The organism is Microbacterium sp. T2.11-28, from assembly GCF_950097975.1.
Classification (GTDB): Bacteria; Actinomycetota; Actinomycetes; order Actinomycetales; family Microbacteriaceae; genus Microbacterium.
In genome coordinates this window covers 737,058-762,856 of the sequence record NZ_CATNHF010000001.1, presented here as the reverse complement: position 1 = coordinate 762,856, position 25,799 = coordinate 737,058, and the positions used below count along the sequence as shown (strand labels likewise).

The following is a 25,799-nucleotide window of genomic DNA, read 5'->3' as shown; positions in this document are numbered from 1 at the left end:
GCCGGCGCGCGCCGTGCCATGATCGACGTCAGCACGGCCGCACGCCCCACCCGGCGGGCGGCGCGCAGCCGGCTGCCTGCGAAAGAGAGGTCCCCGCGTGTCCGACAGCCCCTCGTCGTACGGGATGAGCCGCCCCGACGTCGGCGCCGACGGCATCCCCGCGTTCGCGCGGGAGCGGTTCGGCCTCGACGCCTCGGTCTCGGAGCTCGGCAGCAACCAGGACCGCAACTTCCTGCTCGCGGGTGCGGACGGTCGGCGCCACCTGCTCAAGGTCGACAACCCCGTCTTCCGGGCCGAGGAGATCGAGGCGCAGACCCGCGGGCTCCAGCACCTCGCCGTGCACGGTGTGCTCGCCCCCGAGCCGGTGCCGGGGGTCGACGGTGCGATGCTCCAGCCGCTCGACACCCCTGCCGCCGCATACCGCGCACGGCTGCTCACCTTCGTCGAGGGCGTCCCCCTGGCCGACGCGGTGCGGCTAGGCCACCACGACGCGCGGCGCCTCGGCGCCCTCGGCGCGCGCCTCGATGCGGCGCTCGCCGACTTCGCCCATCCGGGCCTCGACCGGCACCTCCAATGGGACATGCGCCGCAGTCGCGCCGTCATCGACGAGCTGCTGCCGTCCGTGACCGACACGGCGCTGGCGGAACGCCTGCGCCGCGCGGCCGAGACGGCGTGGGAGCGCGTGCAGGCGGTCGCGAGCGGCCTGCCGGTCGCCCCGATCCACGGCGACCTGACGCCCGACAACGTGGTGCGCACCGCCGACGACCGGCTCGCGGTGATCGATTTCGGCGACCTCGCGCTCGGCTGGCGGGTGGCCGAGATCGCGGTCACGGCGTCGGGGCTGCTCACCCGTGCGGACGGCGACGCCGCGCTCGCCCTGAGCGCCGTCCAGGCGTACGCCGAGATCGTGCCGCTGACACCGGACGAGGTCGCGGCGCTGTGGCCGCTGGTCGTGCTGCGCGGGTGCGTGCTCGTGGTCAGCGGCATGCATCAGGGCGCCCTCGACGCCGACAACGACTACGTGCAGGAGCGGCTCGCCGAGGAGCTCGGCGTGTTCGAGACCGCGGTGTCGGTCGACATCGACCTGGCGGCCGCGACGATCGCGGGTCTGCTGGGCCACGACGCCGCACCGCCGCCGGCCGGGCCGTTCACGCCGATGATCGATGCCGCGGCCGTCATGATCGACCTCGCGCCCGAGAGCCCGCTCATGGCGGGCGGCGTCTGGCGGGACGGAGACGGGGCCAGAGAGCGCCTGATCGCCGCGCATCGCAGCCCTTCCGGCGCAGTCGCGCTGCCGCACGGCAGACCCGACCTGACCCGGGCGCAGCCGCTCGGCGACGCGCCGCCGTCGAATGTGCCGCTGGGTGTGGCCGTCGATCTGCCGCCCGGCACGATCGTCCGCGCTCCCTGTGACTCAGAGGTCACCGAGGTCGCGCCCGACGCTCTCGTGCTGGGGTTCGCGGGCACGGCGGTGCGGGTGCACGGCATCGCCCCCGGCGTCTCCGCCGGCCGGGTCGCCGCCGGCGAGGCGCTCGGGCGCACCACCGGGCGCCTGCGTGTCGTGTGGAGCCCGGCGGCCGCGCCCCAGCCGCCGGAGTGGGCTGCCGAGCCGTGGGCCACCGGCTGGCGGCGCCTCACCCACGACCCCGCGGCGCTTGTCGGCCTTCCCGCCCTGCCGCCGTCGCCGACGGCGCGCGCCGAGGGGGAGCGGAAGGCGCGCGTGTTCGCCGCCGCCCAGGAGCACTACTACGCGCAGCCGCCCCTCATGGTCCGCGGCTGGCGCAGTCACCTGATCGACTCGACCGGACGTCCCCACCTCGACATGGTCAACAACGTGTCGAGCATCGGCCACGCCCATCCCCGGCTCACGGCCGCCGTGGCGCGGCAGCTGGACACCCTCAACACCAACTCGCGGTTCCTGTATCCGCAGATCGCGCAGCTCAGCGAGCGTCTGCTGGCGACCATCCCGTCTGGCGACTTCGACACCGTCCTGCTCGTCAACAGCGGCACCGAGGCGGTCGACCTCGCGCTGCGGCTCGCCATGATCGCCACCGGACGACGCGATGTCGTCGCGGTGCGGGAGGGCTATCACGGCTGGACCTACGCGGCGGACGCGGTGTCGACCTCGGCCTTCGACAACCCGCACGCGCTGGACTCCCGCCCCGACTGGGTGCACATCGCCGACGCCCCGCACCCCCTCCGCGGGGTGCATCGCGGGCCCGCCGCCGGGGAGGCGTACCTCCGCGACCTCCGCGCGCAGCTGCAGGGGCTCGTGGACGCGGGCCGCCCGCCCGCCGCGTACATCGCCGAACCGGTCCACGGCAACGGCGGGGGAGTGATCCCGCCCGCGGGCTACGTCGCCGGGGCCTACGAGGCGGTGCGCGAGACCGGCGGGCTCGCGATCGCCGACGAGGTGCAGGTGGGGCTCGGCCGACTCGGGCGATCCTTCTGGGGCTTCCTCGACCAGGGCGCCGTGCCCGACATCGTCGTGACGGCCAAGGCCCTCGGCAACGCCTACCCCGTCGGCGCCGTGATCACCCGTCGCGAGATCGCCGACGCGCTCGGGCGCGAGGGGCAGTTCTTCTCCTCCGCCGGCGGCGCTCCGGCCTCGTGCGCGGCCGCGCTCGCCGTGCTGGACGTGCTCGAGGACGAAGCGCTGGTCGACAACGCCCGCGTCGTCGGCGACCAGCTGCGGCGCGACCTGGAGGCGCTCGCCGAGCGGCATCCGCTCATCGGCGCGCTCCACGGCACCGGGCTGTATCAGGGGGTCGAGCTCGTCACCGACCGCGAGGCGCTGACCCCGGCGGTGTGGCAGACGGCCGCGGTGTGCGAGCGCATGCGGGAGCGCGGCGTCATCGTGCAGCCCACGTCGGAGCGCCAGAACGTCCTCAAGATCAAGCCGCCGCTCACCCTCACGAGCGAGGAGGCGTCGTACGTGGTGCGCATGCTGGACCTCACGCTGGAGGAGATCGGCTGACCGCGCCGCGTCCCGGTCCGTGCTCGCACGACCTCGGGCCCGTGCGATACGCTCCGGGCATTCCTGCTCGTGCGACGAGGCACCTTCCTCCCGAAGGGACGGCGCCCATGACCACATCCGCTGCGCGGCTGCGCACCCTGCTCGGCGGCGTGTTCGCCGTCGCGCTGGCGCTGGTCGGCGTCGCTTCGATCGCCTACCTCGGCGGCCTCGTGCTGGGCGTCGGGTCGCGATGGGGCCTGTTCGCGGGTGCGCTCGCGCTTCCTCGGGTGGTGCTCGCGGTGCTCACGGCGCTGGCGCTCGCGACCCTCCTGTTCGCCTGGGCGGCCGGGATCCGGCGGCGGACCTTCCTGATCGGGGGCGGCGCGCTCGTGACGGTGCTCGCCGTCGCGCTCGTGCTGCACGTCGTGATCGTCGCGCCGACCCGCACGGTCGCACAGCTCCCGGTCGCGGCCGGCGAAGACGCGATCCGCGTGCTCGCATGGAACGTGCGGCACGGAGACGTCGACGCGGCCGCACGCGCCCGGCTGGTGCGCGACACGTCCGCCGACGTCGCCGTGTTCCCCGAGCTCACGATGGAGCAGGCCGCCGCCGGCGGCGTTCCCGACGGCTACCAGCTGCTCGGACAGCCCGGGATCGCGATCGTCGTCCTCGTCGCCGATCGCCTCGGCCCGTACCGCGTCGTCGACGCCGACGACGGCGGAACCGGCATCGTGCTCGCTCCCGACGACCCCGATGCCGCCCTGCCGCGCATCGTCGCCGTCCACGTGATGCGGATCTCGCTCAGCTGGGGCAGCCGGATGTGGACCGACGGCCTCGACTGGGTGGCCGAGCAGTGCGCGGCAGACGACGTCATCGCGCTCGGCGACTTCAACGCGAGCGTCCGGAACATGCCGGGCGGGCGCCTCGGGGGGGTGCGCGACGGTCGAGGGCCTGGCGCCGTCGTGGCCGACGTCGGTGTCCCCCCGGTGGGGAGGGGCGATCGACCACATCATGGTCGCTCCGGACCGGCGCGCGTCCTACGCGGCGACCCTGGCGGTGCCGGGAGCACCCACCGACCACCGGCCGGTCTTCGCCGAGGTGGTGCGCGCGGACTGAGGGATCCGCTCCCGCGGACGGCCGTCCGGCGGCGCGGTCCCGTAGCCCGTGCGCCGCCGCGGGGCAACCCCCTCGCCGGGCGCACCGGCGCCGAGGAGGGTGGGCCGCATGACCACCGACTCCGATCTCCCCGCCGGCAGTGCGGACATCCCCTCCGCCGACCTCCCCGGCGACGCCTTCCAGCCCGAGACGCAGGGCGCCGATCCCGTCGACGCCGAACTGGGCGAGGACGGTCAGGGCGACCTCGCCCCCGAAGACCTCGGCGACGAGCGACCCGGCGACGACTCCGAGGCGGAGGCGACGCCGCAGGACCTGCGGACCGAGCTTCCGGGCGACGCGTCCGATCCCGCCGCCGGCATTCCCCCCGTGGGCAGCGCATGAAGGCCCTGACCTGGCAGGGGCGCCGCAAGGTCGAGGTGCTCGAGGTCCCCGATGCGCGCCTCCAGAAGACCACCGATGCGATCATCCGCGTCACCTCCACCGCGATCTGCGGATCGGACCTCCACCTGTACGAGCTGTTCGGCGCCTACCTGGACCGGGGCGACATCCTCGGGCACGAGACGATGGGCGTCGTCGAGGAGGTCGGCAGCGACGTGCACACCCTCCGGGTGGGGCAGCGCGTCGTCATCCCGTTCAACATCGCGTGCGGCGAGTGCTTCATGTGCGAGCGGGGACTCCAGTCCCAGTGCGAGACGACGCAGGTGACCGAGTACGGCTCGGGCGCATCGCTGTTCGGGTTCACGAAGCTGTACGGGCAGGTCCCGGGCGGCCAGGCAGAGTACCTGCGCGTGCCCCTCGCCGACTACAACACCATCCCTGTCGGCGACGATCTCCCCGACGACCGCTACCTGTTCCTGAGCGACATCCTTCCGACGGCTTGGCAGGGCGTGAACTACGCGCACGTGCCCGAGGGCGGGACGCTCGCCGTGGTCGGGCTGGGACCGGTGGGGCAGTTCGCCGCCCGCATCGGCCGTCACCTCGGCTACGACGTGATCGGCGTCGACCCGGTGCCCGAGCGGCGCGCCCTCGCGGAGCGTCACGGGATCCGGTCGGTCGGCGATGAGCACGCCGTGGATGCGATCCGCGACGCGACCGCCGGCCGCGGCGCCGATGCGGTGGTCGACGCCGTCGGGATGGAGGCGCACGGCAACCCCGTGGTCGCAGCCGCCCACCATGCGATCGGATCGCTCCCCGGCGCGATCGCGCAGCCTCTCATGGAGACGGCGGGTCTCGACCGGACGGCGGCGCTCATGAGCGCGATCGACATGGTGCGACGCGGCGGAACGGTCTCCATCAGCGGCGTGTACGCGGGCGAGGCCGACCCGATGCCCATGAAGACCCTGTTCGACAAGCAGGTGACCCTGCGGATGGGGCAGTGCAACGTGAAGCGCTGGACCGACATGCTGATGCCGCTCGTCGAGGCGGACGACGATCCGCTCGGCACCGAGGACCTCGTCACCCATCGCCCGCATCTCGCGGACGCCGCGGCGCACTACGACCTCTTCCAGAAGAAGGCCGACGGCTGCATCAAGGTCGTCCTCCAGCCCTGACGGAGCGGTTCGGCCGAGCCGGGCGGAGGGGGAGGGGCGCGTCGGCGCTAGCATCCAGGCATGCCCCTCCACCCGGCTCTGCGCGCCCATCTCGATGAGCTCAACCCGCGTGCCGAGGAGGCAGCCCGCGCGGGCGTCGTGGCGACCCCGGAATCGGCGCGCGCCGCGCTGGCCGCGCTCGCCGGGTTCGCGGCGGCCCCGGTCGACGTGGCACGGGTGGATGACGCGGTCATCGCCGGGGTGCCCGTGCGACGCTACGTACCCGTGCCCGACGAGGAGCGCGACGTCGTCCTGTTCGTCCACGGCGGCGGCCATCTCGCCGGCGACCTCGACGTGTACGACTTCTCCGCGCGGCGGACCGCGGCCGCGACCGGGATGGTGGTCGTGTCGGTGGACTACCGGCGAGCACCCGAGGCGCCGTTCCCGGCGGGGCTGACCGACGTCTACGCGGTGCTGCGCGCGCTCCCGGAAGGAATCGACGGGATCCCGACGACCGGGCACGTGCACGCGATGGCCGATTCCGGCGGCGCCGCCAAGGTGGCATCGATCGCGATGCGCGTCGCCGCGGGCGAGTGGATCTCGCCCATCCGGCGCCAGGTGCTGCTCTACCCCAGCCTCGACTACACGATGAGCGGCGCGAGCCTGCGCGAGCTCGGGACGGGTCACCTGCTGACGGCGGAGCGGGTCGCGTGGTACTTCGACCACTACTTCCCGGCGGACGCCGACAGGCGCGCCGCGTCGCCGCTGTCCGGGCCGTACGCGGCCGACTTGCCCGAGACGCTCGTGATCGCGGCCGAATACGACCCGCTGCGCTCGGAGGCCGAGGAGTACGTCGCGCGGGCCCGGGCGGCCGGTGCGCCCGTGAGCCTGGTCGTCGCGCCGGGGATGATCCACGCGTTCGCGTTCTTCGAGACGCTGATCCCGCACGAGACCGACAGGCTGTACGGCATCGTCGGGTGCTTCCTCCGCGAGGGCGTGGCACCCGGCGCGTGGTGAGCGCGCGCCGGGTACTCGCAGGTCAGCGCAGCTGCTTGCGCAGGAACACCTGCGCCGTGCCGTCGCCCTGGTCGATCCGCTCCGTCTCGACGTAGCCGCAGCTGCGGTACAGGCGCAGGTTCGCCTCGCTGAGGCTCCCGGTGAACAGCTCCGCCTCGGCGGCCGTGCTGGCTGCTTCGGCCCGTGCGAGCAGGCGGCGGCCGATTCCCTCGCCCTGCATGTCCGGCGCGATGGCGATCCGGCCGATCAGCAGCACGTCGTCCGCCTCCCGGCAGCTGAGCGCACCCACGAGCCGGCCGTGCCGGCGTGCGACCCACCCCTGACCGCCGGAGATGTCCGCTTCCAGCTGCTCGAGGGTCTGGGTCAGGGGCGCCGTGTCGGCGGCGCCGTAGATCTGCGCCTCGCTGACGAAGGCGGCGCGCTGCACGGTGAGCACCTCGCCCGCGTCGGCCACGCGCATCGGCTCGATGCGGATGCCGTCCGCGGGGCGCTCGGTCGCGCCGGTGGCCGACCCGTCGAGCGCGCTGCGGATCGCCTCGACGGCGGCCCTCACGCTCTGCTCGACCACGTCGGCCGGATCGCCGTCGAAGCGGTGTGAGGCGGTCTCGACGCCGGCCGCGGTGGCGATCCCGAGGTGCACCTCGCCCGCGGGGTGGCTGCCTTCGGGGTCGGGTCCCCCGACGCCGGTGACCGAGACGCAGACGTCGACGCCGAGGAGGGTCCGTCCCCCCGTGGCGAGCTGCGCGGCGCAGTCCGGCGTGGCCGGGTCGGTGCCCGGTGCCACGCCCAGCACCGCTTCCTTCGTGGACATCTGGTAGGCGACGACGGCGCCGCGGAACCACCCGGCGGCGTCGCTGCCGCGGCCGAGCGCGCTGGCGACCGCACCGCTGGTCAGGGATTCGACGGCGCCGACGGTGGCGCCGAGGTCCTGCACGCGGCGGGCGATCTGCTCGACCGTCACCTCGACCGGATCCACGCTCATGGGCGGTCGTCCTCCGGCTCCGGCTCGGGGATCGCCGAGAGGCCCGCCGGCGAATGCGTGGCGGCCGACAGCGCATCGAGCCACGCGCGGTTGAGGCGCTGCGGGCGGTGACGGTCGAAGGTGAACGCCAGGCTCGATGCGGGCGACATCCACACGGACGTGCGCCCGCCGCCGTCGTCGAGCGGATTGGCCCATGTGAAGGTGAACGGCTCCCGTCGCCGCAGCTTGTCGCCGATCACCACCTGGAGATGCGCGAGTGTGCGGTCGTCGATGACGAAGCGCACGGCGCCGTCGTATACCAGTCTGCCCATATGTCTGCTCCCCGACCACGATGACCGCCGCCCGCCCCCCGGCTCCACCGATGTCCGTGCAGCGAAGGGGAGGTCCCCCCGGCGAACCGGGCGGCTCATCGGTGCGCGCGCAGCGTCTGCGCGGGGTTCACGCCGTATGCCGCGCGGTAGTGGGCGGCGAAGCGCGAGGGGTGCTCGAAGCCCCAGCGACGGGCGATCTCGGCGACGGTTCCGCCCTCGGGGTCCGAGAGGCTCCGGTGCGCCCCCGACAGGCGGGCACGGCGCAGCCACTCCGTGGGCGTCGTGTCCACCGCGCGCCGGAAGGCGTACTGCAGGCCTCGCGTGGAGATCCCGGCGGCGAGGGCGACGTCGTCCACGGTGATGGGCTCGTGCGCGTGCTCCTCGATGAAGGCCATCGCCCGGCGCACCGTGGCGGGGGCCGCGCGACGCTGCGCGGACCGCGCGGAGCGCTCCAGGAAGGCGGGGGAGTAGGTGGTCAGCGTCGCGTGGACCGCGTGGCGTCGCAGCTCCGCCTCGGCGAGGCTCCCGGGACCCTCGTCGTCGGCGAGGAGCATCTCGGCGATGTAGCGGTACGCGCGCTGCCAGTGGCGCGCGGCGGCGTCGCTCACCGGGCGCGCATCCCACGGACCCAGCCACAGCGAGTCGTCGCCGCTGATGCGACGGGCCGACAGCTCGACCAGGCGCCGGTCGAAGACGAGCGCGTGCACGCGGGCGCGGCCGTCCCAGCGCGCGCGGATCGGACGTCCCGCGCTCACCCACGGATGGCGGGTGTCCAGCGGGCCGTGCTCGTCCCACGCGCCGCCGTCAGCGGTCACGACCCGGCACACCATCACCTGGTCGACCGCGTCGACGGCCGCGCGCACCGACGCCTCCAGGTCGTAGGCGACGACCGTCATCCCCTCGAGCGTCGACGACGTCCAGTCGAATGCGAAGCGCTGCGGATCGACGCGATGCAGCCGCGACGACGGCACGACCGTCTGCCAGGTCTCCTCCACGGCATCCGGTCCCGCTGTGCGAAGTCGCCATCGTTCCGCCACCTACAGCCACCTACACACACACGTATCCATCGCATCGAAAATAAAGCCGGTCGTAAAGATGCGGGTAGGGGGTTGACATCGGATCGACGGCTGTGATCGCCGTACCGGCGCCGCCGCTCGCCTCCTCGACACAAGCGTTCGCCGATGTCAATGGGGATTCGCGAATCCGGCCGTTCCCGAAGACTCGTTATCCCGTCGGTCGACCGGCCGGCGGCACGAGAGGAGTCATCCGCATGGCGAACATCACCCAGAGCATCGACGTCGAGGTTCCCGTCACGACGGCGTACAACCAGTGGACGCAGCTCGAGGAGTTCCCGCAGTTCCTGAGCTTCGTCGACACGGTCACCCAGATCGACGACGTCACCAACCGCTGGGTCGTCACCATCGGCGGCGTCCAGCGGGAGTTCCTCACCAAGATCACCGAGCAGCACCCCGACGAGCGCGTCGCCTGGAACAGCGTCGACGGCGAGGTCGACCACGCGGGCGTGGTCACCTTCCACCGGCTCAGCGACACGACCACGCGCGTCACGGTGCAGCTCGACTGGAACCCGGAGGGCCTGCGCGAGAAGCTCGGCGCCGTGCTCGGCATCGACGACCACGCCGTCAAGAAGGAGCTCGGGGAGTTCAAGTCGTTCATCGAGTCCCGCGGCGGCGAGACCGGCTCGTGGCGGGGCGACGTGGCCTGAGGTGGGTGCGGGCGGGGTCTGCCTTCGCGGCAATCCCGCCCTCCCGCTGTCCATGGGGGAGAATGGATGATCGTGACCGGGGGGACAGAGAGCACCGCGTCGTATTGGTACGACGAGGCGGACGGCGCGCGCAGCACGGCGGTGCTGGAGGCGATGCGCTCCTATCGCGCCGCCGAGGTGGCGATGCGCCGGCGCACGCAGCAGGCGATGGACATGGGCGAGAACGAGCTCCTGGTCCTGCGCTACCTGGCGCGCGCGCGGCGGCGCGACGAGCCCGTGACGCCGGTGAGCCTCAGCCGTTACCTCGGCATCACGTCCGCGTCGACCACGGCGCTGCTGGACCGGCTCGCCAAGAGCGGCCACATCACCCGCATGCCCAATCCCGATGACCGGCGGAGCGTCATCATCACCTCGAGCGAACTCGCCGAGGAGGAGATCCGCCACACCCTGTCCTCGATGCACGGTCGCATGATGGACGTCGTCCGCTCGATCAGCGCGGAGGACCGCGAGACGATCGTCCGGTTCCTCGACGCGCTGCGCGAGGCCGTCGACGAGATCGACGCCTGACCGGCGTCAGCCGACCGCCGCGTCGTCAGCGGCGCGGACCGGTGGCCGTGGCGTCGGCGGCCTCGGCCAGCGCCGTCAGATAGGCGATGACATCGTGCCGCTCGACGTCGCCGAGGTTCGACGTGAGGTCGAGGAGGCGCTGTTCGAAGGCGTCGTGGGTGCTCGCGATCCGCTCGGCGGCCAGGTCGGTGGCTGCGACGAGGATGCTTCGCCGGTCGGTCGGGTGACTGATGCGCTCGACCATGCCGGCGCGTTCCAGGCGGTCGATGAGCGCCGTGGTCGATGCCGAGCTGATGCCGAGATGGCGTGAGATCTGGCTGGGCATCACCTCGTGCTCGTCCGAGCGCTCACGGAGGAGGTAGCGGATGATCGCGATCTCGTTGTCGCTCATCCCCGTCTCCGAGCGGATGCGCAGCGCCATGGCGGAGTCGGCGTCGCGGAAGCGATGGTAGGCGGCGAGGACGGCGCCGACGCTCTCGTCGAGCTCGATGTCAGTCATGGTCACCTCCGATGTCCGATACCTCTCGAAGATACACAATACAGGCCGTGAAGTATCTTGCTTGACTAACTACTTTTTTTGTGAGTAACCTTTCAGGCAAGTTAGTTCGCTTGAAAGGGAGTCACACGATGGGTTACCTCTACTACGGCAACAGCACCGAGCCGATCGAGATCCCGGACCGCGTGCTCGCGCACCTCAAGGTCGTCGCGGCCACCAAGCTGCGCCGCTCCGAGAGCTTCACGGTCTCGTGGAACAAGGCGGAGGACTCCGAAGCCCGCACCACGATCTGGCTGCAGGCGGCGATCCCGCTGCGCTTCGAGCTCGGCCGCACCGAGCCCATCGACCGCCGCTACCTCGAGGAGATGGCCCAGGCCGCCACGTCCTCGGCGGGCGTCTTCGTCGACCTGGCCGCCGAGGCGACCGCGTCGCAGCCGGTCGCGGACCTGAGGCGGGTGGCATGAGCGCCCCGGTCCTCGAACTCGTCCCCGCCCGCGCCACGTGGGCGCACGTGGAGTCCGGCTTCCACGTCGCCTCCCGCGCCGGTGAGTTCCTCGGCTACGTAGAGCAGTGGCGTGACGGCTCCTTCCTCGCGTTCGACGGGCGTTCGACGCCCGTGGGCCGCTACGACACCCTGAAGGAGGCTCAGCGCGCCGTCCTGTCGGTGCCGACGACGCCTCCGCCCGACGCGCGGACGCGCCGGCTCACCCGCACGCTCCGTCGTGCCGCCGTCGTCAGCGGTGTCGTCGCGGGAGGACTGGCACTCACCGCGGGAGCGGTCGCTCCCTACCTCTGACCGCTCGGGCGGTCGGACCCCTCAGCGGGACGAGAGGATCTCGTCGGTCTTCCGCTGGAGGAACTCGCAGAGCCGGGCGAGCGTGCCGAGGTCGTGCGACAGGGCGGCGACACCGTCGCTGTCGAGATCGAAGCCATCGTGGCGCGGCTCGAAGGTCACCACCCACGTGGGAACGCCGTCGCGCACCACGGGCTGGATGTAGGTGACGGTGGAGGCGGTTCGCAGAGAGACCACGACCAGTCCGGAGTCGGGACCGGCGGTGAAGTCCTTCTCGAGGACGGACACGGCGGTCTCGAGGTTCTCCTGCTGGCGGAACTCGTCCACCCAGCCCTCGACCGTCGCCTGATCGCGGTACGGCATGCCACCTCACTCGACTCGACGGGTGCCCATGCGGCACCCCTTTCATTATGGAGCCGCGAGGCCCGCAGCCGAAGCGCGCTGAGCCGAAATGCGAAACGCGGTGGGGGAGCGGCGCGCGGCGTCGGCGCGGGCCGCGCGGGATCGCGACGACCCCGGTGACCGCGGGTGGGCGCCGTGGCAGAGTGGAGCCATGGGGGACAGTCTCGACGACGAGCTCACCGCGCTCCGGCGTCGCGCCTACGGGCCGGACGCCGACATCACCGCGGACCACCACGCCGTGACGCGCCTGCGTGCGCTGGAGGAGCGCGTGCGCGTCAGAGGTCGGGTGCTCGATCCGCCGCCGGGAGTCCCCGCGCCCGAGCCGACGACCGCCGCCACGACTCCCGACGCGCCGCGCACGAGCGCCGCGGCGGGGTCTCCGGCCGACGCGCCCGCCGCAGCGCCCGGCGAGGCGCTGCCCTCGGACGGGAGCGACGGCACGACCGCGCCGCCGCCGCGGCGGCGTGCCTGGCGCACCGTCGTCGCCGCCTGCGCGCTCACCGCGGTCGGCGTCGTCGCGGTGACCGTCCCGATCACGCTCTGGGTCGCGGCGCTCCCGGAGCAGCCCTACGCGATCCTGCATCCCATCGATGCGCCGCCCAACACCGTCTTCTTCAGTCCCGAGTCGGAGGCGCAGCGCTACGAGGACTTCCTGGGGATGCACGTGTCGACCGGCGCACTGGACTACGAGCAGGGCCGGTGCATCCTCGTCGAGCTGCAGCCCGACAGGAATGACGAGTTCGACTCGCGCGGCACGCGCGGCGCGTGCTCGGCGCCGGGCTTCGAAGCGGTGATCGACGTGTCGACCGTCGACAGCGACCTGTCCGCCACCGCGCGGGCCGCTCTCGGCGACGTCACGGCGGTGCGGTTCGCGGTCGTCGGCGACGAGGTCCATGTGTTCGTCGCGAACGCCCCCGACCCGGGCACCGAGAGCTGAGGCGAGCCGACTCAGTCGGCGGCCGGGTACGGCTGCGCGCGGAGCGCGCGCGCCAGGTGCGCGCTCGTCCGCGCGAGGATCTCCGTCGCATTGGCCACGGCCTCGGGCGTCTCGTCGAGCTCGCGATAGTCGACCGTCTGCATCGCCTCGCCGTTCCAGTACGTCGCGGCCTGGGCTGCGACCGTGAAGCCGACGTCGACGAGCCCCTGATAGAGCTCCGCGGTGGCGTGGTGCGCGCCGTCCTCGTTGCCGACCACGGCCACGGCGGCGACCTTGTCGAAGAGGATGGGGCGACCCTGCTCGTCGGTCTCGGAGAGCTCGGCGTCCAGCCGCTCGAGCACCCGCTGGGCGATGCTCGACATGTGGCCCATCCAGATCGGCGTGCCGATCACGACGATGTCCGCGGCCAGGACGAGCTCGCGGATCTTCGGCCACTCGTCTCCGTCGCCCATGTCCGTCTCGACGCCGGGCCGCACGTCGAAGTCCACCACCCGCACCGTCGTCCCGGTGACGTCGTGGGTGCCGAGCTCGGTCATCACCTGGGAGAGCAGCAGATCGGTGCTCGAATCGGCGGGCGACGGCTTGAGGGTGCAGTTGAGGGCGAGGGCGGTGAGCGCTGTCATGCGCCGACGCTACGGCGCGCGTGTCACGACGCCGAGGGCCTTGACAGGCGTGCGGTCAGTGCGCGGCGTCGAACGCCTCGAGCACGGCGGCCGGCACGCGCCCGCGCTCGGAGAGCGTGTAGCCGTTCTTCGCCGCCCACTCCCGCACCGGGCCGTAGTCGCGCTGGCCTGCGCGGCGCTGGGTGCGCGTGCCGCGCGCGGCCGCGGAGCGGGTGCCGGTGCTCGCGCGCGATGCCCCCGTGCGAGCGGAGACCGATCGCGCCGCCGCGATGTAGGGCGCGAACGCGTCGCGCAGCGCGGCCGCGTTCTCATCGGTGAGGTCGATCTCGTACGCGACGCCGTCGAGCGAGAAGAGCACCGTCTCCCCGGCGCCGACCTCCAGGACGGTGCCGTCGAGATCGTCGACGAGCTGATGCACGATTCTGCGAGCCATGGACCGAGCCTAGTCAGCGCCGCCGGTGCGCGACACCTCGGGAGTCGAGGCGATGCCGCGGGCGTCCGTCGTGGCCGGTCGGTCCGTCGTGGCCGCTCAGGGCAGGATGCCGGCGCGCCGCGCCTTGGCGACCGCCGCATGACGGGTGGAGGCGTCGAGCTTGGACATCGCCGACTGCAGGTAGGACTTGACCGTCCCCTCGCGCAGCTGCAGCGTGGCCGCGATCTCGCTGTTGGTGGCACCCAGCGCCGCGCACGCCAGCACGTCGGTCTCGCGGGGGGACAGCCGCACGTCCAGGTGGTCGTGCGGGTCGGCGTCCTCGCGGGACAGGGCGGCCAGTCGGCTCTCCAGGCCCGCGATGCGCTCGCGCAGCCCCGCGTCGGTGATCTCCGCGGCGATCGAGCGCAGCTCGGCGTAGGACTCGCGCAGCTGCTCCCGCGCCGCGGGGGCGATCAGCGGAGCCGACTCGGGCTGCGGGAGCTGAGACAGCCGGCGCTGCACCTCTTCGCGGACGCGCAGCTCGGTGGCGAGGTCATTGGCGACGGCCACCGCGTTGCGGGCCACGTTCTCGCCGAACGGGAGCTGGTTCCACGAGCCGCAGTAGAGGATGCCCCGTGTCACGCCCGAGACGAGCACCGGCACCGCGAACAGCGTCGAGATCCCCTCGCCGAGGATCACCCGGTCGTAGTCGTGCGTGATGTGGCGCGACGTCTTGTAGTCCAGCGCCAGGCGCGGGCGCTTCTCGACCATCGCGCGCCCGCCGAGCCCGCGGCTGGCCCGCACGACGAGGCCCGCCAGGTGCGCGGTGCGGTTGCCGACGACGGAGGTGACCTCGACGGCCTCCTCGCGCTCGTAGCCGCCGAAGGCGACGGGAAGGCCGGTGCGGGTGGCGAGGTCGCCGATGGCATGCGCCATCAGGTCGGCGTCGGAGGCGAGGCCGGACAATGCCATCGCGGTGTACCTACTTCCGGGGGTGACGGCTGCGTCATCCGTTTTCGTAGGGTCGACGATACCACCGCGGCGGTCACCGGAGACCGGCGCAGCAGCCGTCGATGACGACGGCTCAGAAGGATAGGAGCCATCGCATGTCCGCACCATCCGCATCACCGCCCCCCACACCGGCAGGGACGATCGACTACGTCGCCGTCGAGGACTCCCCGACCTTCCGAGAGCTCAAGAAGCGGCACCGCAGCTTCGTCTGGCCGCTGACGATCGTCTTCCTCGTCTGGTACTTCGCCTACGTGCTCCTGTCGTCGTTCGCGACGGAGTTCATGTCGACGCGGGTCACGGGTGACATCACGATCGGCCTGCTCATGGGTCTCGGTCAGTTCGTCACCACCTTCGGCATCACGATGTGGTACGTCTGGTACGCCAATCACCGGCTCGACCCCGTGTCGGCGGAGATCCGTGCCGACCTCGAGAGCCGGGAGGCCGGCGCATGACCGCCCGGCAGGCGCAGGGACCGTGGTGGGAGCAGGTGGGGGCGGCGATCGAGGCCGCCGGGACCACGGTCGACAACAATCCGATCCTGAACATCTCGATCTTCGGTGCGTTCGTGGCGGTGACGCTGTTCATCGTCATCCGTGCGAGCCGCAACAACAAGACGGCCGCCGACTACTACGCCGCCGGGCGCTCGTTCACCGGCCCGCAGAACGGGTTCGCGATCGCGGGCGACTACCTGTCCGCGGCGTCGTTCCTCGGCATCTGCGGAGCCATCGCCATCAACGGCTACGACGGGTTCCTCTACTCGATCGGCTTCCTCGTGGCGTGGCTGGTCGCCCTGCTGCTGGTCGCCGAGCTCATGCGCAACACCGGGAAGTTCACGATGGCCGACGTGCTGTCGTTCCGGCTCAAGCAGGCTCCGGTGCGCATGGCGGCGGCCATCACCACGCTGGCCGTCTGCTTCTTCTACCTGCTGGCGCAGATGGCCGGTGCCGGCGGTCTCGTGTCGCTGCTGCTGGGTATCACCGAGCAGCTGGGCCAGTCGATCGTCGTGGCCGTCGTCGGCCTGCTCATGATCGTCTACGTGCTGGTCGGCGGCATGAAGGGCACGACCTGGGTGCAGATCGTGAAGGCGTTCCTCCTCATCGGCGGCGCGATCGTCATGACCATCTGGGTGCTCGCCATCAACGGGTTCAACCTCAACACGCTGCTCGAGGCGGCCGTCGCCGCGTCTCCCCAGGGCGAGGCCATCCTCGGACCGGGGCTGCAGTACGGCAAGAACCCGTGGGACTTCATCTCGCTGGCGATCGCCCTGGTGCTCGGCACGGCGGGCCTTCCCCACGTGCTGATGCGCTTCTACACGGTCCCGACGGCCAAGGAGGCGCGGCGGTCGGTGGTCTGGGCGATCTGGCTGATCGGCCTGTTCTACCTGCTGACGCTGGTGCTCGGCTACGGCGCGGGCGCTCTCGTCGGTCCCGAGCGGATCGCCGCCGCCCCCGGCGGGGTCAACTCCGCGGCGCCGCTGCTGGCGCTCGAGCTCGGCGGCCCGATCCTCCTCGGCTTCATCTCCGCGGTGGCCTTCGCGACGATCCTCGCGGTCGTGGCGGGACTCACCATCACGGCGGCGGCGTCGTTCGCGCACGACATCTACGCCAACGTCGTGAAGAAGGGGAACGTCCCGCCCGACGGCGAGGTCAAGGTGGCCCGGCGCACGGTGATCGTGATCGGCGTGCTGGCCATCCTGGGCGGCATCGGCGTGCAGGGGCAGAACGTGGCGTTCCTGGTGGCGCTCGCGTTCGCCGTGGCCGCGTCCGCCAACCTCCCGACCATCCTGTACTCGCTGTTCTGGCGCCGGTTCACGACGCGCGGCGCGGTGTGGAGCATGTACGGCGGTCTCGCCGCCGCGATCATCCTCATCGTGCTCTCGCCGGTGTTCTGGGGCACGGAGACCAGCGTGTTCAAGAACGTCGGCACCGCCATCTGGCCGCTCAACAACCCGGGCATCGTCTCGATCCCGCTCGGCTTCTTCCTGGGCTGGCTCGGATCGGTCACCTCGCGGCGCAGCGAGGACCCGGTGAAGGCGGCCGAGATGGAGGTCCGCTCCCTGACCGGTCACGGCGCCGAGAAGGCGACCTCGCACTGACGGATCGGGTCTGACGGACCCTTTCCATGGGACGGCCCCGGCCTCGCGGATGACCGCGGAGCCGGGGCCGTCCCGGTGCCGGCGGCCTACGCGCCGGCGTTCCCCTCCTCGGCCCGTGCCCGTGCCACCCGGCTTTCCAGGTCGAGGAGGAAGCGCTTGTGCTCCGGTCGGCCGCCGTACTCGCCGATCGATCCGTCGGAGCGCACGACGCGGTGCGCCGGCACGATGATCGAGACGGGCGTGCGCGCGCACGCCGAGCCCACCGCCCGATGCGCGCCGGGGGAGCCCGCGGCGATCGCGACCTCGCCGTAGGACGCGGTCTCGCCGTAGGGGATCTCGCACACGGCCTCGAGGGCGTCGCGGACGAATCTCTGGACGAGCCGCCAGTCCAGGGGCAGGTCGAAGCGGGTGCGGGTGCCGGCGAAGTAGGCGTCGAGCTGTGCCGCGATCTCCGCAGCGGCTGCCGCGTCCTGTTCGGGCACCGTCCGAAGGGCCAGGCTCACGCGCTCGAGCGCATCGTCGTGCGGACCGTCGAGCACGTCGAGGCTCACGAGTCCCCGGTCGGTGACGACGAGGAGGACCGGTCCGAGAGGAGTGGGATGCACGTGGAACGCTGCGGAGGTCATGGCTCCATGATGGTGGTCGCCGGCCGGGCGGCGGGATCCCGGCGCCGTCTGGGGAGACGCGACCGGCCTGCGGCGGGGTGGGGAGGAGCCGCGGGGGCCGGCGGAGCCCGTCGATCCCGCGAAACTCGGCGGCGGATACAGGGAACGACCGGGCGCGGTGCCTAAGGTGACTCGTGTGTGGCGAGGAGATGGTGGCGCCGTGCGAGGTGCAGAAGACACCGAGCACGAGGATACGGTGACCTCCGCGACCCCCGGGACGCTCCAGGTGGCGGAGCCCGGCGTCGAGGTGGCGCACGTCGCCGACCCCGCTCGCAACCGCCTCCGCGAGGAGGCCGCGCAGCTGGGGGGCCGCTCGACCCTGCTCCACTACAGCGACGACGGCGACGCGGGCATCGACATCACCAAGGCCCACCCCGGGAGCCTGCCCCAGTTCATCACGGGGCGCTCCACCCTGCTGTCGAACCTGTTCCGCGACGAGGTGGCCCTGCGCACGGCGCGGCTGGCCGCCGAGCGCATCGCCGCCAAGGACGTGGAGCTGCGCACGGCGCGCGGACTGGACACTGTCCACCTCGCGGTCGGCATCGCGTCGTGGCGCATCGGAGGCGTCGCCTACACCGCGCCGGTGCTGCTGCGGCCGCTCGCGATCCGCCGCCACCACACCGACTTCGATCTCAAGCTCCACGGCGAGTTCGGCATCAACCCCGAGCTGGTCGCCGCCGCCCGCACCCACTTCGGCATCGCGGTCGACGGCCGCGCGCTCGCCGCACTCGCTCACGACGACGGCGTGTTCAAGCCGCAGCCCGTGATCGACCACCTCCGGGCGCTGACCGCGCACATCCCCACCTTCACGGTGCTCCCGAGGCTCATCGTCTCGACGTTCGCCGATGTCGCGTCCGACCTCGAGCGCGATGCCGCGCGCCTGGACCACCCCGTCCTCGACGCCCTCGCCGGGCACGACGCCGAACGGGAGTCGCTGTCGCTGGTGCGCGCCCTGCCGCCGCTCGTCGGCGCCGACGACCGGTCGCCCGCGTCGGACCGCCTGCTGCTGGACGCCGACGCCGAGCAGGAGGCCGTGCTCGCGCGGATCGTCGCCGGCCAGTCCCTCGCCGTCCACACCCTCCCCGGCACCGGTGGCACCCAGACGGTCATCAACGCCGTCGGCGAGCTGGTCCGTGCGGGCAAGCGGGTGCTCGTGGTGAGCACCCGCCGCTCCACCCTCGACGGCGTACGCCACCGGCTGGCCGGCATCGGGCTCCCGGGGCTGGCCGTCACCCCGCGCCATCTGCACCGCGACCTCATCCGCGCGATCGCCCGCAATGAGAAGGCGGTCGCGCCCAAGATGGCCGACGTCGACGATGCCCTCGTGCGACTGCGCACGGTGCTGCGGGACTACCGCGGGGCGCTCACGCAGCGGCACGCGAACCTGGGGGTGTCCCCGCTCGAGGCGCTGCGCACCCTCGCCGTGATCGCGGCCCGCTCCCCGCAGCCCTCGGCGACCACCCGCTTCGACCTGACCACGCTGCAGCGGCTGTCGACGCGCCGCGCCGAGGCCGCCGCCGCCCTCGCCGACGCCGCCCGGCTGGGCGAGTTCCGCTTCGGCCCGAACGACTCGCCCTGGTACGGGGTGTCGTTCGCGACGACCGAGGCCGCCCGCTCCGCGCACACGCTGGCGGGGCGGCTGCACCGCGTCGATGTCCCCGGCATCCTCGAGCGCGGCTACGAGCTGATCGCCCAGACGCGCATGCGCCCGTTCGGCACGATCGCCGAGATGGGCGCGTACGTGCGGCTCCTGCAGGGGATCCGCGCGTCGCTCGACCGGTTCAGCGTCACCGTGTTCGAGCGCCCGCTGGGCGAGCTGATCCAGGCGCACGGCAACCGGCGCGACGCCCCGACGATGTCCAGCGCCAACCGCCGGCGCCTGCGCCGCCTGTCGCGCGAGTACGTGCGGCCCGGCATGCACATCGGCGACATGCACGAGTCGCTCGTGCGCGTGCAGCAGCAGCGCACGCAGTGGCAGCGGCTGGTCGACGCGGGCGTCACGCCCGAGATCCCGCTCGGACTGGACGACGTCGCCACCGCCTGGCAGCGCGTCAACGCCGATCTCGCGACGCTCGACGCCGCCCTCGGCCGCTCCGAGCCGCTCGCCTCGCTCCCGATCCCGCAGCTGCTGCGGACGCTGTCGGGCCTGGCGGCGGAGTCGGACGTGTTCGACAACCTCGTGGAGCGCGCGACGCTGCGCGACCAGCTCGCCGAGCTCGGCCTCGAGGGGCTGCTGACGGAGCTGTCGGTGCGTCACGTCCCCGAGGAGGACGTCGCCGCCGAGTTCGAGTTCACCTGGTGGCAGTCGGCGCTCGAAGCGATGCTGCGCTCGGACCGCGCCCTCCTGGGCGCCAACACCTCGGTGGTGGACCGCCTCGAGCGCGACTTCCGGCTGGTCGACGAGGCCCACGCCTCGTTCGCCGGACCGCTCCTGGCCGCCGAGCTCGCCACGCGCTGGAAGATCGCCATCGTCGACGAGGCGCAGGAGGCCACCGCGCTGAAGGCCGCGCTGCGGGCCGGCACCGCGACGGCCGCCGAGCTGGTCGCCGCCGCCCCCACGCTCCTGCGCACGCTGGCGCCGGTCTGGATCGCCTCGCCCTACGACGTGCCGGCCATTCCCGACCGTCCCGAGTTCGACGTCGTGATCGTCGCCGACGCCGCGGCCGCCTGCCTCGCCGAGGTCGCCCCCGCCCTGCGCCGGGCGCGACAGGTGGTGCTCTTCGGAGACCCCGTCACCCAGAAGCCCACGCCGTTCCAGATCGCCGCCGGCCGTTCCGACGACCTCGACGGCGACGAGCTCCCGTTCGACGACACGAGTGTCTTCGAGCGGCTGGCGGAGCTGGTGCCCGTCGAGACGCTCACGCGCAGCTATCGCGCCGGCGGCGAGGACCTCGCCGAGCTCGTCAACGACGCGTTCTACGGCGGGGAGCTCGTCTCGCTGCCGTGGGCCGGCTCCTACCTCGGTCGCGGGAGCCTGAGCGTCGACTACGTCGAGGGCGGCACGGGGACCCCCGATCCCGAGACCGGCGCCGTCGAGAGCCCCGACGCCGAGGTGGCCCGCGTCGTCACCCTCGTGGTCGAGCACGCGGTGAACCGGCCGTCGGAGTCCCTGATGGTCGTTACCGCCTCCCCGCGGCACGCGGAGCGCGTGCGTGCGGCCGTCGCCTCGGCGTTCGCGGGCCGCAGCGACGTGGCCGACTTCGTCGGACGCGAGACCGCGGAGCCCTTCGCCGTGCTGAGCCTGGACGAGTCGGTGGCCGAGAGCCGCGACCGCGTCGTCTTCTCCCTCGGCTTCGGCCTCACAAAGCACGGCCGCGTGCTGAGCGACTTCGGCGAGCTGTCGGGCCCCGACGGCGAGCGGCTGCTGACCGTCGGCATGACCCGCGCCCGCCGCTCGATGGTGATCGTGTCGTCCATCCGCCCGTCGTCCTTCGACGAGGGGCGCCTGGAGTCGGGCGCCGCGACCCTCATGTCGATCCTGAACGGCATCGCCGCCCGCGCCCGCGAGGCCCGGCTCGAGGACCTCGCCGACCCGCTCACCCTCATCCTCGCCCAGCATCTGCGCCGCCTCGGCATCGCCGTCGACGTCGACTACCGGGGCCTTCTCCCGCTCGTCGCCCAGCACCACGGCAAGGCCGTCGTGGCCGTCAGCGACCCCGAGACCACGGGGGAGTCGCTGCGCGAGTCCCTGCGGCTCGGCCCGCAGACGCTCCGGCGCCTGGGATGGCACTACGTGCGGGTGCACGCGTTCGACCTCTACAGCGACCCCGCCGGCGTCGCCGGGCGGATCGCCGCGATCCTCGGCGTCGAGCCGGAGACGCCCACGGCCGACACGGAGACCCAGCCCCTCGATGTCGGGGAGTGAGCGCCAGCGCATCGTGCGGGTCGCCGGCTCGCGCCGCGCGCAGCTGACGCCCGCGCCCGGGACCGACGCCGCGCCGGAGCTGCCCGTCGTCGACGAGACCGCACCGGCGGCGGACACCGCGTCATCCGGTCCGAACGACGAGCGCCTGCGCCGGGACGTCCCGCCGCACTATTGATCCGCCGGCGCCGGCGCCGGACCCGTGGGCGCCGCGGGAGCCGTGATGAGCCGTCAGCGCGCCGTCGGCGGCGTGGTGTCCTGCTTCTGCAGCAGGTCGCGGATCTGCACGAGGAGCTCCTGCTCGGTCGGCAGCTTCTCGCCCTCGGGCTCGGCGACGCCGGCCTTGGCCGCCGCGCGCTCCTTGAAGCGGTTCATCGGGTAGACGAAGACGAGGTAGACGACGATGGCGACGGCGAGGAAGGAGATGATCGCCGAGATGAGTCCGCCGATGGGGAAGGTGACCGGATCGCCGTGGATCCCGATGACGGTCGGTCCGACCGCACCCGTAGCCTCGTCCGCCTTCCAGACCAGCTCGATCAGCGGGTTGATGATGGACGCGACGATGGCGTTGACGACGGCGGTGAACGCCGCGCCGATCACGACGGCGACGGCGAGGTCGATGACGTTGCCGCGCATGATGAAGTCTTTGAAGCCCTTGATCATCGGATGCTCCTGTCTCCGCCGGGGGGCCGGCTCACGAACCCGCGGCTGCGGGCGAGGACGTCGCCTCGGACTTCGATGATGTCGAAGTCGAGCCGCCCGCGCCACCGCCGGCGCGCGAGTCGGTGCGGTAGAACCCCGAGCCGTTGAAGGTCACCCCGACCGTGCCGAACTGCTTGCGGAGCGTGCCGCCGCACTCGGGGCACTCGGTCAGCGCGGCGTCCGAGAAGGACTGGACGATGTCGAAACGGTGGCCGCACTGCTTGCAGGCGTAGGCGTAGGTGGGCATGTGATCCTCGCAGGGAAGGCGTCGCTCTCAGCGTCGGGATGACGCGAGGACGACGGTCTGGGTGGGGGTGACGACGCCCGTCACGGGCTGATCGTGCAGCTCGCTCGGGACCTCGTCGACGAGTTCGGAGTCGAAGATGACGGCGTAGACGGGCGGGCAGTGCTCCATCGAGCCGAGGGTCTTGTCGAAGTAGCCCCGGCCCCATCCCAGCCGCATCCCCGTGCGGTCGACGGCGGCCGCCGGGATGACCAGCAGATCGACGTCGTCGACGGCGGACGGGCTCAGCACCTCTCCGACCGGCTCCGGTGTGCCGAACAGTCCCTCGACCATGTCGCCGGTCTCGTCGGCGACCGCCCAGTCCAGCAGCCCGTCCGAGCGCGTGATCGGAAGGAGCACGCGGATGCCGCGACGGACCGCGTCGACGATGAAGTCGTGGGTGCCGGGCTCGGTGGGCGCCGACAGGAAGCAGGAGATCGAGGAGGCAGCATGGTCGGCGACGAGCCGATCGAGCTGGGCCTTCACGCCGCGGGCGTCCGCCTCGAGCGACACCTCGGAGCGCTGCTGCCGACGTTCGCGCAGCTCCGCGCGCAGTGCGCGCTTCGCGTTGTCGGTCGCCCCGGTCATGCTCCGATTGTAGGCGGCTGCGGGAGGGAGATCGCCGAGAACGATCCGGTCTTCGGTTTCGCGCGGCGGCCGGCGGCACCGAGGCGTCCCGGTCGGTCAGTAGGGTGGGACCCATGACCTCTCGGATAAAGGCAGTGATCCCTGCGGCCGGACTCGGAACCCGATTCCTCCCCGCCACCAAGGCCATGCCCAAGGAGATGCTCCCGGTCGTCGACAAGCCGGCCATCCAGTACGTCGTCGAGGAGGCGGTGGGAGCCGGCATCGACGACATCCTGGTCATCCTCGGCCGCAACAAGAACAACATCTCGAATCACTTCGACGCCGTTCCGGAGCTCGAGACCAACCTCACCAACAAGGGCGACCTGCATCGGCTGCTGCGGGTCAAGGAGTCCAGCGACCTGGCCGACATCCACTACGTCCGCCAGGGCGAGCCGCGCGGACTCGGCCACGCGGTGCTGCGCGCCCGCGCGCACGTGGGCGACTCGACGTTCGCCGTGCTCCTCGGCGACGACCTCATCGACGAGCGCGACGCCCTCCTGACGACCATGATCGCGGCCAACGAGCGCACCGGCCTCACCGTCATCGCGCTGATGGAGGTCGACCCCGACCACATCCACATGTACGGCGCGGCCGCCGTCGAGGCCACCGACGACCCCGACATCGTGCGGGTGACCGGTCTCGTCGAGAAGCCCCCGAAGGAGGACGCGCCCTCCAACTACGCGGTGATCGGTCGATACGTGCTGAACGCGAACGTGTTCGACATCCTCGATCGCACCCAGCCGGGCAAGGGCGGCGAGATCCAGCTGACCGACGCGCTGCAGGAGCTCGCACTGACCGAGGGCGTGCTGGGCGTGGTCTTCCGTGGTCGCCGGTACGACACCGGAGATAGGCTGGACTACATCAAGGCCATCGTGCAGCTGGCCGCGGACCGCGAGGACCTCGGACCCGACCTGCGCCCCTGGCTGAAGGAGTTCGCGGCCAATCTCTGACGCCGCCAGGCGAGGGGGGTGAGATGGACCTGACGATGCCGCGCGCACACGGCCCGATCTCGATCCGCCTCGTGCGTCAGCGCGACGCGCGCGTGCTGCAGTCCGAGCTCCTCTCCAACCGCTCGTGGCTGCGGCCCTGGGAGGCGACGAGCCCCGACGGTCCGGTGTCCTTCGACATGCGGCTGGGCGTGCGGCGACTGCTGCAGCAGTACCGCGACGGCGCCGGCGTGCCGCTGGTCATGGAGTACGACGGCGAGATCGCGGGACAGCTCAACGTCTGGGGCGTCTCGCGAGGCTCGCTCTCGTCGGCGACCATCGGGTACTGGGTGAGCGAGCGGTTCGCCGGTCGCGGCATCACTCCCACCAGCGTGGCGCTCGCGACCGACCTCTGCTTCCATGAGCTGCGGCTGCACCGCATGGAGATCTGCATCCGACCCGAGAACGTGGCGAGTCTGCGCGTCGTCGAGAAGCTCGGCTTCCGCTATGAGGGCCTGCGGCGCCGGTACATCCACATCGACGGCGACTGGCGCGACCACTACTGCTTCGCCCTCGTCCGCGAGGACGTGCCCGAGGGTGTGCTCACCCGCTGGCTCACCGGGCGCGCGCCCGCCGACGCGGCCACCATCCCGCCGCGTGACCGCATCGCGCACTGACCGATCGCGCCGCGCGCGCCGGCCGAGACTTCAACCTGAGGTCGAACCTGAGACACGCCCGCCGGTGCCGGGCGATCCCGGCCTGCGGCACCTACCGTTGACCCCATGGACGGGCAGGTACTGGGCGGCGGGGTGATCGTTCTCGTCGCCGTGCTCCTCTGGCTCGTCTACCTGCTGCCGTCGTGGCAGGGACGCCACCGCTACAACGCCGCCGAGCGCAACGCCGTGCGGCTGAATCAGGCCCTCCGGGTGCTCGCGCAGACCAGCGAGACCCCCGACGAGGTGCGGCTGGAGCTCACGGCGCGCACGGCGCTCGCTCAGCAGAAGCTCGCCCGCCGCGCGCAGGCGGAGCAGGAGGAGCTGGCTCGCGAGACCGCCCGCGCCGAGCACGAGGCCGCGCAGGCGCGCGCCGCTGCGGAGGCCGCCGTCGCCCGCCAGCGTGCGCTCGCCGCCCGCGAGCGCGCCCTCGCCGACGCCGCGATCGCCGCCGAGGATCCCGCCGCCCGCCGTGCCCGCGCACGGCGTCGCGCGCGCCTGTCGACCACGGTCATCGCCCTCGCCGCGCTCGCGCTGGCGACATGGGGCGCCATCGACCTCGCCCGCTCCGGATCCCCGGCTCCGCTCGTCGCGGGTGGCCTCGTCGCCGTCCTCGCTGCGGCCATGCTCCACCGCATGTCCACGGTGCAGCGGGCCGCCGTGCGCCGCGCTGTCTCGGGCCAGACGGCCCGGCAGGCGGCGTCCGCGCCGGCCTCGGTGCCCGACGTCTCGCTCGCCTCGGATCGCGCCGCGTGGACCCCAAGGGAGCTGCCCCGTCCGCTGACCGCCTCGGCCGGCTCGCGGGCCGCCGCGCTCCTCGACGCGGCCGCCGCGCAGGAGGCGCTGCGTCAGGCCGCGGTCGAGGACACGATCCGGGAGCGCGCCGAGCGCGCGGCTCCGCCGTCGATCGACACCGCCCGCCGTGCACCCGCGGCCGAGGCTCCCGACTTCGCCCGGATGGGCTACGTCGACGACGCCGCGATCGAGGAGCACGTCCGCTCGCTGCTCGCACGGCGCGCCGTCGGCCAGTAGTCGGCCTGCTGCGGTCGGG

Annotated in this window: 27 protein-coding genes; 15 read left to right on the top strand and 12 right to left on the bottom strand. The window is 72.5% G+C overall.

Annotated elements, in window-relative coordinates:
* The first annotated feature begins 97 nt into the window (after positions 1 to 97).
* From QQZ13_RS03690 to QQZ13_RS03680, 3 genes are all read left to right on the top strand, one after another.
* Complete coding sequence (locus QQZ13_RS03690; protein ID WP_284527755.1) at positions 98 to 2,977, top strand: aminotransferase; 2,880 nt, start codon at positions 98 to 100, stop codon at positions 2,975 to 2,977.
* Between the two features lie 1,472 nt (positions 2,978 to 4,449).
* Positions 4,450 to 5,622, top strand: a complete 1,173-nt coding sequence (locus tag QQZ13_RS03685) for an alcohol dehydrogenase catalytic domain-containing protein (RefSeq protein ID WP_284528032.1) — start codon at positions 4,450 to 4,452, stop codon at positions 5,620 to 5,622.
* 60 nt (positions 5,623 to 5,682) lie between these two features.
* Positions 5,683 to 6,618: an alpha/beta hydrolase gene (locus QQZ13_RS03680; protein WP_284527754.1), complete on the top strand. Its 936-nt coding sequence runs from the start codon at positions 5,683 to 5,685 to the stop codon at positions 6,616 to 6,618.
* 22 nt (positions 6,619 to 6,640) lie between these two features.
* On the opposite strand, the gene QQZ13_RS16300 is transcribed toward QQZ13_RS03680, so the two are convergent.
* The 3 genes from QQZ13_RS16300 to QQZ13_RS03660 all read right to left on the bottom strand — a co-directional run bounded on the left by QQZ13_RS16300 (position 6,641) and on the right by QQZ13_RS03660 (position 8,948).
* Positions 6,641 to 7,600 (bottom strand): nicotinamide-nucleotide amidohydrolase family protein, encoded by a 960-nt coding sequence (locus QQZ13_RS16300; protein WP_342395257.1) that lies wholly within the window; start codon positions 7,598 to 7,600, stop codon positions 6,641 to 6,643.
* A complete protein-coding gene (locus tag QQZ13_RS03665) occupies positions 7,597 to 7,911 on the bottom strand; it encodes an ATP-dependent DNA ligase (RefSeq protein ID WP_284527753.1) in 315 nt (104 codons plus the stop codon). Before QQZ13_RS03665 ends, QQZ13_RS16300 begins: the two co-directional genes overlap by 4 nt.
* 95 nt (positions 7,912 to 8,006) lie before the next feature.
* Complete coding sequence (locus QQZ13_RS03660; RefSeq protein WP_284527752.1) at positions 8,007 to 8,948, bottom strand: AraC family transcriptional regulator; 942 nt, start codon at positions 8,946 to 8,948, stop codon at positions 8,007 to 8,009.
* Positions 8,949 to 9,181: 233 nt separating this feature from the next.
* Between QQZ13_RS03660 and QQZ13_RS03655 the strand changes: the two genes are divergently transcribed.
* Both QQZ13_RS03655 and QQZ13_RS03650 read left to right on the top strand, forming a co-directional pair.
* Positions 9,182 to 9,634, top strand: coding sequence for an SRPBCC family protein (locus QQZ13_RS03655; RefSeq protein WP_284527751.1), 453 nt, complete (start codon positions 9,182 to 9,184; stop codon positions 9,632 to 9,634).
* A gap of 72 nt (positions 9,635 to 9,706) precedes the next feature.
* Entirely contained in the window at positions 9,707 to 10,201 is a 495-nt protein-coding gene (locus tag QQZ13_RS03650; protein ID WP_284527750.1) for a MarR family winged helix-turn-helix transcriptional regulator, read from the top strand.
* A 25-nt stretch (positions 10,202 to 10,226) separates the two neighbouring features.
* On the opposite strand, the gene QQZ13_RS03645 is transcribed toward QQZ13_RS03650, so the two are convergent.
* Entirely contained in the window at positions 10,227 to 10,700 is a 474-nt protein-coding gene (locus QQZ13_RS03645) for a MarR family transcriptional regulator (protein WP_284527749.1), read from the bottom strand.
* A 128-nt stretch (positions 10,701 to 10,828) separates the two neighbouring features.
* On the opposite strand from QQZ13_RS03645, the gene QQZ13_RS03640 reads away from it, so the two are divergent.
* Both QQZ13_RS03640 and QQZ13_RS03635 read left to right on the top strand, forming a co-directional pair.
* Positions 10,829 to 11,161: a hypothetical protein gene (locus tag QQZ13_RS03640; protein ID WP_284527748.1), complete on the top strand. Its 333-nt coding sequence runs from the start codon at positions 10,829 to 10,831 to the stop codon at positions 11,159 to 11,161.
* Positions 11,158 to 11,493: a peptide ABC transporter permease gene (locus QQZ13_RS03635; protein ID WP_284527747.1), complete on the top strand. Its 336-nt coding sequence runs from the start codon at positions 11,158 to 11,160 to the stop codon at positions 11,491 to 11,493. The genes QQZ13_RS03640 and QQZ13_RS03635 overlap by 4 nt, the downstream gene beginning before the upstream one ends.
* Before the next feature lie 21 nt (positions 11,494 to 11,514).
* Here QQZ13_RS03635 and QQZ13_RS03630 read toward each other — a convergent pair whose 3' ends face one another.
* Positions 11,515 to 11,853, bottom strand: coding sequence for a protein-L-isoaspartate carboxylmethyltransferase (locus QQZ13_RS03630; protein WP_284527746.1), 339 nt, complete (start codon positions 11,851 to 11,853; stop codon positions 11,515 to 11,517).
* A 190-nt stretch (positions 11,854 to 12,043) separates the two neighbouring features.
* On the opposite strand from QQZ13_RS03630, the gene QQZ13_RS03625 reads away from it, so the two are divergent.
* The gene (locus QQZ13_RS03625; protein WP_284527745.1) at positions 12,044 to 12,829 is read left to right on the top strand and encodes a hypothetical protein; all 786 of its coding nucleotides are present in this window, start codon (positions 12,044 to 12,046) and stop codon (positions 12,827 to 12,829) included.
* Positions 12,830 to 12,840: 11 nt separating this feature from the next.
* On the opposite strand, the gene QQZ13_RS03620 is transcribed toward QQZ13_RS03625, so the two are convergent.
* The 3 genes from QQZ13_RS03620 to QQZ13_RS03610 form a co-directional block, all read right to left on the bottom strand.
* On the bottom strand, positions 12,841 to 13,452 hold the full coding sequence (locus tag QQZ13_RS03620) for a flavodoxin family protein (protein ID WP_284527744.1): 612 nt from the start codon (positions 13,450 to 13,452) through the stop codon (positions 12,841 to 12,843).
* Positions 13,453 to 13,507: 55 nt separating this feature from the next.
* Positions 13,508 to 13,885, bottom strand: a complete 378-nt coding sequence (locus QQZ13_RS03615) for an Lsr2 family protein (protein WP_284527743.1) — start codon at positions 13,883 to 13,885, stop codon at positions 13,508 to 13,510.
* Positions 13,886 to 13,981: 96 nt separating this feature from the next.
* Positions 13,982 to 14,836, bottom strand: coding sequence for a LuxR C-terminal-related transcriptional regulator (locus tag QQZ13_RS03610; RefSeq protein ID WP_284527742.1), 855 nt, complete (start codon positions 14,834 to 14,836; stop codon positions 13,982 to 13,984).
* A 134-nt stretch (positions 14,837 to 14,970) separates the two neighbouring features.
* Here QQZ13_RS03610 and QQZ13_RS03605 point away from each other — a divergent pair, with 134 nt between their 5' ends.
* Together QQZ13_RS03605 and QQZ13_RS03600 are read left to right on the top strand one after the other, a co-directional pair.
* On the top strand, positions 14,971 to 15,327 hold the full coding sequence (locus QQZ13_RS03605; protein ID WP_284527741.1) for a DUF485 domain-containing protein: 357 nt from the start codon (positions 14,971 to 14,973) through the stop codon (positions 15,325 to 15,327).
* A complete protein-coding gene (locus tag QQZ13_RS03600) occupies positions 15,324 to 16,970 on the top strand; it encodes a cation acetate symporter (RefSeq protein ID WP_284527740.1) in 1,647 nt (548 codons plus the stop codon). The genes QQZ13_RS03605 and QQZ13_RS03600 overlap by 4 nt, the downstream gene beginning before the upstream one ends.
* A gap of 86 nt (positions 16,971 to 17,056) precedes the next feature.
* Here the strand turns inward: QQZ13_RS03600 and QQZ13_RS03595 are convergent, their stop codons facing one another.
* Positions 17,057 to 17,596: a methylated-DNA--[protein]-cysteine S-methyltransferase gene (locus QQZ13_RS03595; protein ID WP_284527739.1), complete on the bottom strand. Its 540-nt coding sequence runs from the start codon at positions 17,594 to 17,596 to the stop codon at positions 17,057 to 17,059.
* Between the two features lie 235 nt (positions 17,597 to 17,831).
* On the opposite strand from QQZ13_RS03595, the gene QQZ13_RS03590 reads away from it, so the two are divergent.
* Both QQZ13_RS03590 and QQZ13_RS03585 read left to right on the top strand, forming a co-directional pair.
* On the top strand, positions 17,832 to 21,500 hold the full coding sequence (locus QQZ13_RS03590; RefSeq protein WP_284527738.1) for an AAA family ATPase: 3,669 nt from the start codon (positions 17,832 to 17,834) through the stop codon (positions 21,498 to 21,500).
* Positions 21,487 to 21,675 (top strand): hypothetical protein, encoded by a 189-nt coding sequence (locus QQZ13_RS03585; RefSeq protein ID WP_284527737.1) that lies wholly within the window; start codon positions 21,487 to 21,489, stop codon positions 21,673 to 21,675. The genes QQZ13_RS03590 and QQZ13_RS03585 overlap by 14 nt, the downstream gene beginning before the upstream one ends.
* Before the next feature lie 53 nt (positions 21,676 to 21,728).
* On the opposite strand, the gene mscL is transcribed toward QQZ13_RS03585, so the two are convergent.
* Genes mscL through QQZ13_RS03570 form a run of 3 tightly spaced genes read right to left on the bottom strand, consistent with a single transcriptional unit; the run spans position 21,729 to position 23,070 of the window.
* Positions 21,729 to 22,160: a large conductance mechanosensitive channel protein MscL gene (gene mscL, locus QQZ13_RS03580; protein WP_284527736.1), complete on the bottom strand. Its 432-nt coding sequence runs from the start codon at positions 22,158 to 22,160 to the stop codon at positions 21,729 to 21,731.
* Positions 22,161 to 22,191: 31 nt separating this feature from the next.
* A complete protein-coding gene (locus QQZ13_RS03575; protein WP_284527735.1) occupies positions 22,192 to 22,446 on the bottom strand; it encodes an FmdB family zinc ribbon protein in 255 nt (84 codons plus the stop codon).
* A 27-nt stretch (positions 22,447 to 22,473) separates the two neighbouring features.
* Positions 22,474 to 23,070 (bottom strand): 5-formyltetrahydrofolate cyclo-ligase, encoded by a 597-nt coding sequence (locus tag QQZ13_RS03570; RefSeq protein WP_284527734.1) that lies wholly within the window; start codon positions 23,068 to 23,070, stop codon positions 22,474 to 22,476.
* Between the two features lie 113 nt (positions 23,071 to 23,183).
* Between QQZ13_RS03570 and galU the strand changes: the two genes are divergently transcribed.
* From galU to QQZ13_RS03555, 3 genes are all read left to right on the top strand, one after another.
* On the top strand, positions 23,184 to 24,059 hold the full coding sequence (gene galU, locus QQZ13_RS03565; protein WP_284527733.1) for a UTP--glucose-1-phosphate uridylyltransferase GalU: 876 nt from the start codon (positions 23,184 to 23,186) through the stop codon (positions 24,057 to 24,059).
* A 23-nt stretch (positions 24,060 to 24,082) separates the two neighbouring features.
* Positions 24,083 to 24,712 carry a GNAT family N-acetyltransferase gene (locus QQZ13_RS03560; protein ID WP_284527732.1) on the top strand — a complete coding sequence of 210 codons (630 nt, stop codon included), beginning with the start codon at positions 24,083 to 24,085 and terminating at the stop codon, positions 24,710 to 24,712.
* A 105-nt stretch (positions 24,713 to 24,817) separates the two neighbouring features.
* The gene (locus QQZ13_RS03555) at positions 24,818 to 25,780 is read left to right on the top strand and encodes a large exoprotein (protein ID WP_284527731.1); all 963 of its coding nucleotides are present in this window, start codon (positions 24,818 to 24,820) and stop codon (positions 25,778 to 25,780) included.
* The last annotated feature ends 19 nt before the right edge of the window (positions 25,781 to 25,799 follow it).

Bases quoted from the DNA above. Each gene is read 5' to 3' on its own strand.
- QQZ13_RS16300 (WP_342395257.1), bottom strand. From the start codon at position 7,600: ATGAGCGTGGATCCGGTCGAGGTGACGGTCGAGCAGATCGCCCGCCGC.
- galU (WP_284527733.1), top strand. From the start codon at position 23,184: ATGACCTCTCGGATAAAGGCAGTGATCCCTGCGGCCGGACTCGGAACC.
- QQZ13_RS03615 (WP_284527743.1), bottom strand. From the start codon at position 13,885: ATGGCTCGCAGAATCGTGCATCAGCTCGTCGACGATCTCGACGGCACC.
- QQZ13_RS03585 (WP_284527737.1), top strand. From the start codon at position 21,487: ATGTCGGGGAGTGAGCGCCAGCGCATCGTGCGGGTCGCCGGCTCGCGC.
- QQZ13_RS03625 (WP_284527745.1), top strand. From the start codon at position 12,044: ATGGGGGACAGTCTCGACGACGAGCTCACCGCGCTCCGGCGTCGCGCC.
- QQZ13_RS03680 (WP_284527754.1), top strand. From the start codon at position 5,683: ATGCCCCTCCACCCGGCTCTGCGCGCCCATCTCGATGAGCTCAACCCG.
- QQZ13_RS03630 (WP_284527746.1), bottom strand. From the start codon at position 11,853: ATGCCGTACCGCGATCAGGCGACGGTCGAGGGCTGGGTGGACGAGTTC.
- QQZ13_RS03610 (WP_284527742.1), bottom strand. From the start codon at position 14,836: ATGGCATTGTCCGGCCTCGCCTCCGACGCCGACCTGATGGCGCATGCC.
- QQZ13_RS03620 (WP_284527744.1), bottom strand. From the start codon at position 13,452: ATGACAGCGCTCACCGCCCTCGCCCTCAACTGCACCCTCAAGCCGTCG.
- QQZ13_RS03640 (WP_284527748.1), top strand. From the start codon at position 10,829: ATGGGTTACCTCTACTACGGCAACAGCACCGAGCCGATCGAGATCCCG.
- QQZ13_RS03570 (WP_284527734.1), bottom strand. From the start codon at position 23,070: ATGACCGGGGCGACCGACAACGCGAAGCGCGCACTGCGCGCGGAGCTG.
- QQZ13_RS03600 (WP_284527740.1), top strand. From the start codon at position 15,324: ATGACCGCCCGGCAGGCGCAGGGACCGTGGTGGGAGCAGGTGGGGGCG.
- QQZ13_RS03685 (WP_284528032.1), top strand. From the start codon at position 4,450: ATGAAGGCCCTGACCTGGCAGGGGCGCCGCAAGGTCGAGGTGCTCGAG.
- QQZ13_RS03560 (WP_284527732.1), top strand. From the start codon at position 24,083: ATGGACCTGACGATGCCGCGCGCACACGGCCCGATCTCGATCCGCCTC.
- QQZ13_RS03655 (WP_284527751.1), top strand. From the start codon at position 9,182: ATGGCGAACATCACCCAGAGCATCGACGTCGAGGTTCCCGTCACGACG.
- mscL (WP_284527736.1), bottom strand. From the start codon at position 22,160: ATGATCAAGGGCTTCAAAGACTTCATCATGCGCGGCAACGTCATCGAC.
- QQZ13_RS03595 (WP_284527739.1), bottom strand. From the start codon at position 17,596: ATGACCTCCGCAGCGTTCCACGTGCATCCCACTCCTCTCGGACCGGTC.
- QQZ13_RS03645 (WP_284527749.1), bottom strand. From the start codon at position 10,700: ATGACTGACATCGAGCTCGACGAGAGCGTCGGCGCCGTCCTCGCCGCC.
- QQZ13_RS03555 (WP_284527731.1), top strand. From the start codon at position 24,818: ATGGACGGGCAGGTACTGGGCGGCGGGGTGATCGTTCTCGTCGCCGTG.
- QQZ13_RS03635 (WP_284527747.1), top strand. From the start codon at position 11,158: ATGAGCGCCCCGGTCCTCGAACTCGTCCCCGCCCGCGCCACGTGGGCG.
- QQZ13_RS03575 (WP_284527735.1), bottom strand. From the start codon at position 22,446: ATGCCCACCTACGCCTACGCCTGCAAGCAGTGCGGCCACCGTTTCGAC.
- QQZ13_RS03605 (WP_284527741.1), top strand. From the start codon at position 14,971: ATGTCCGCACCATCCGCATCACCGCCCCCCACACCGGCAGGGACGATC.
- QQZ13_RS03665 (WP_284527753.1), bottom strand. From the start codon at position 7,911: ATGGGCAGACTGGTATACGACGGCGCCGTGCGCTTCGTCATCGACGAC.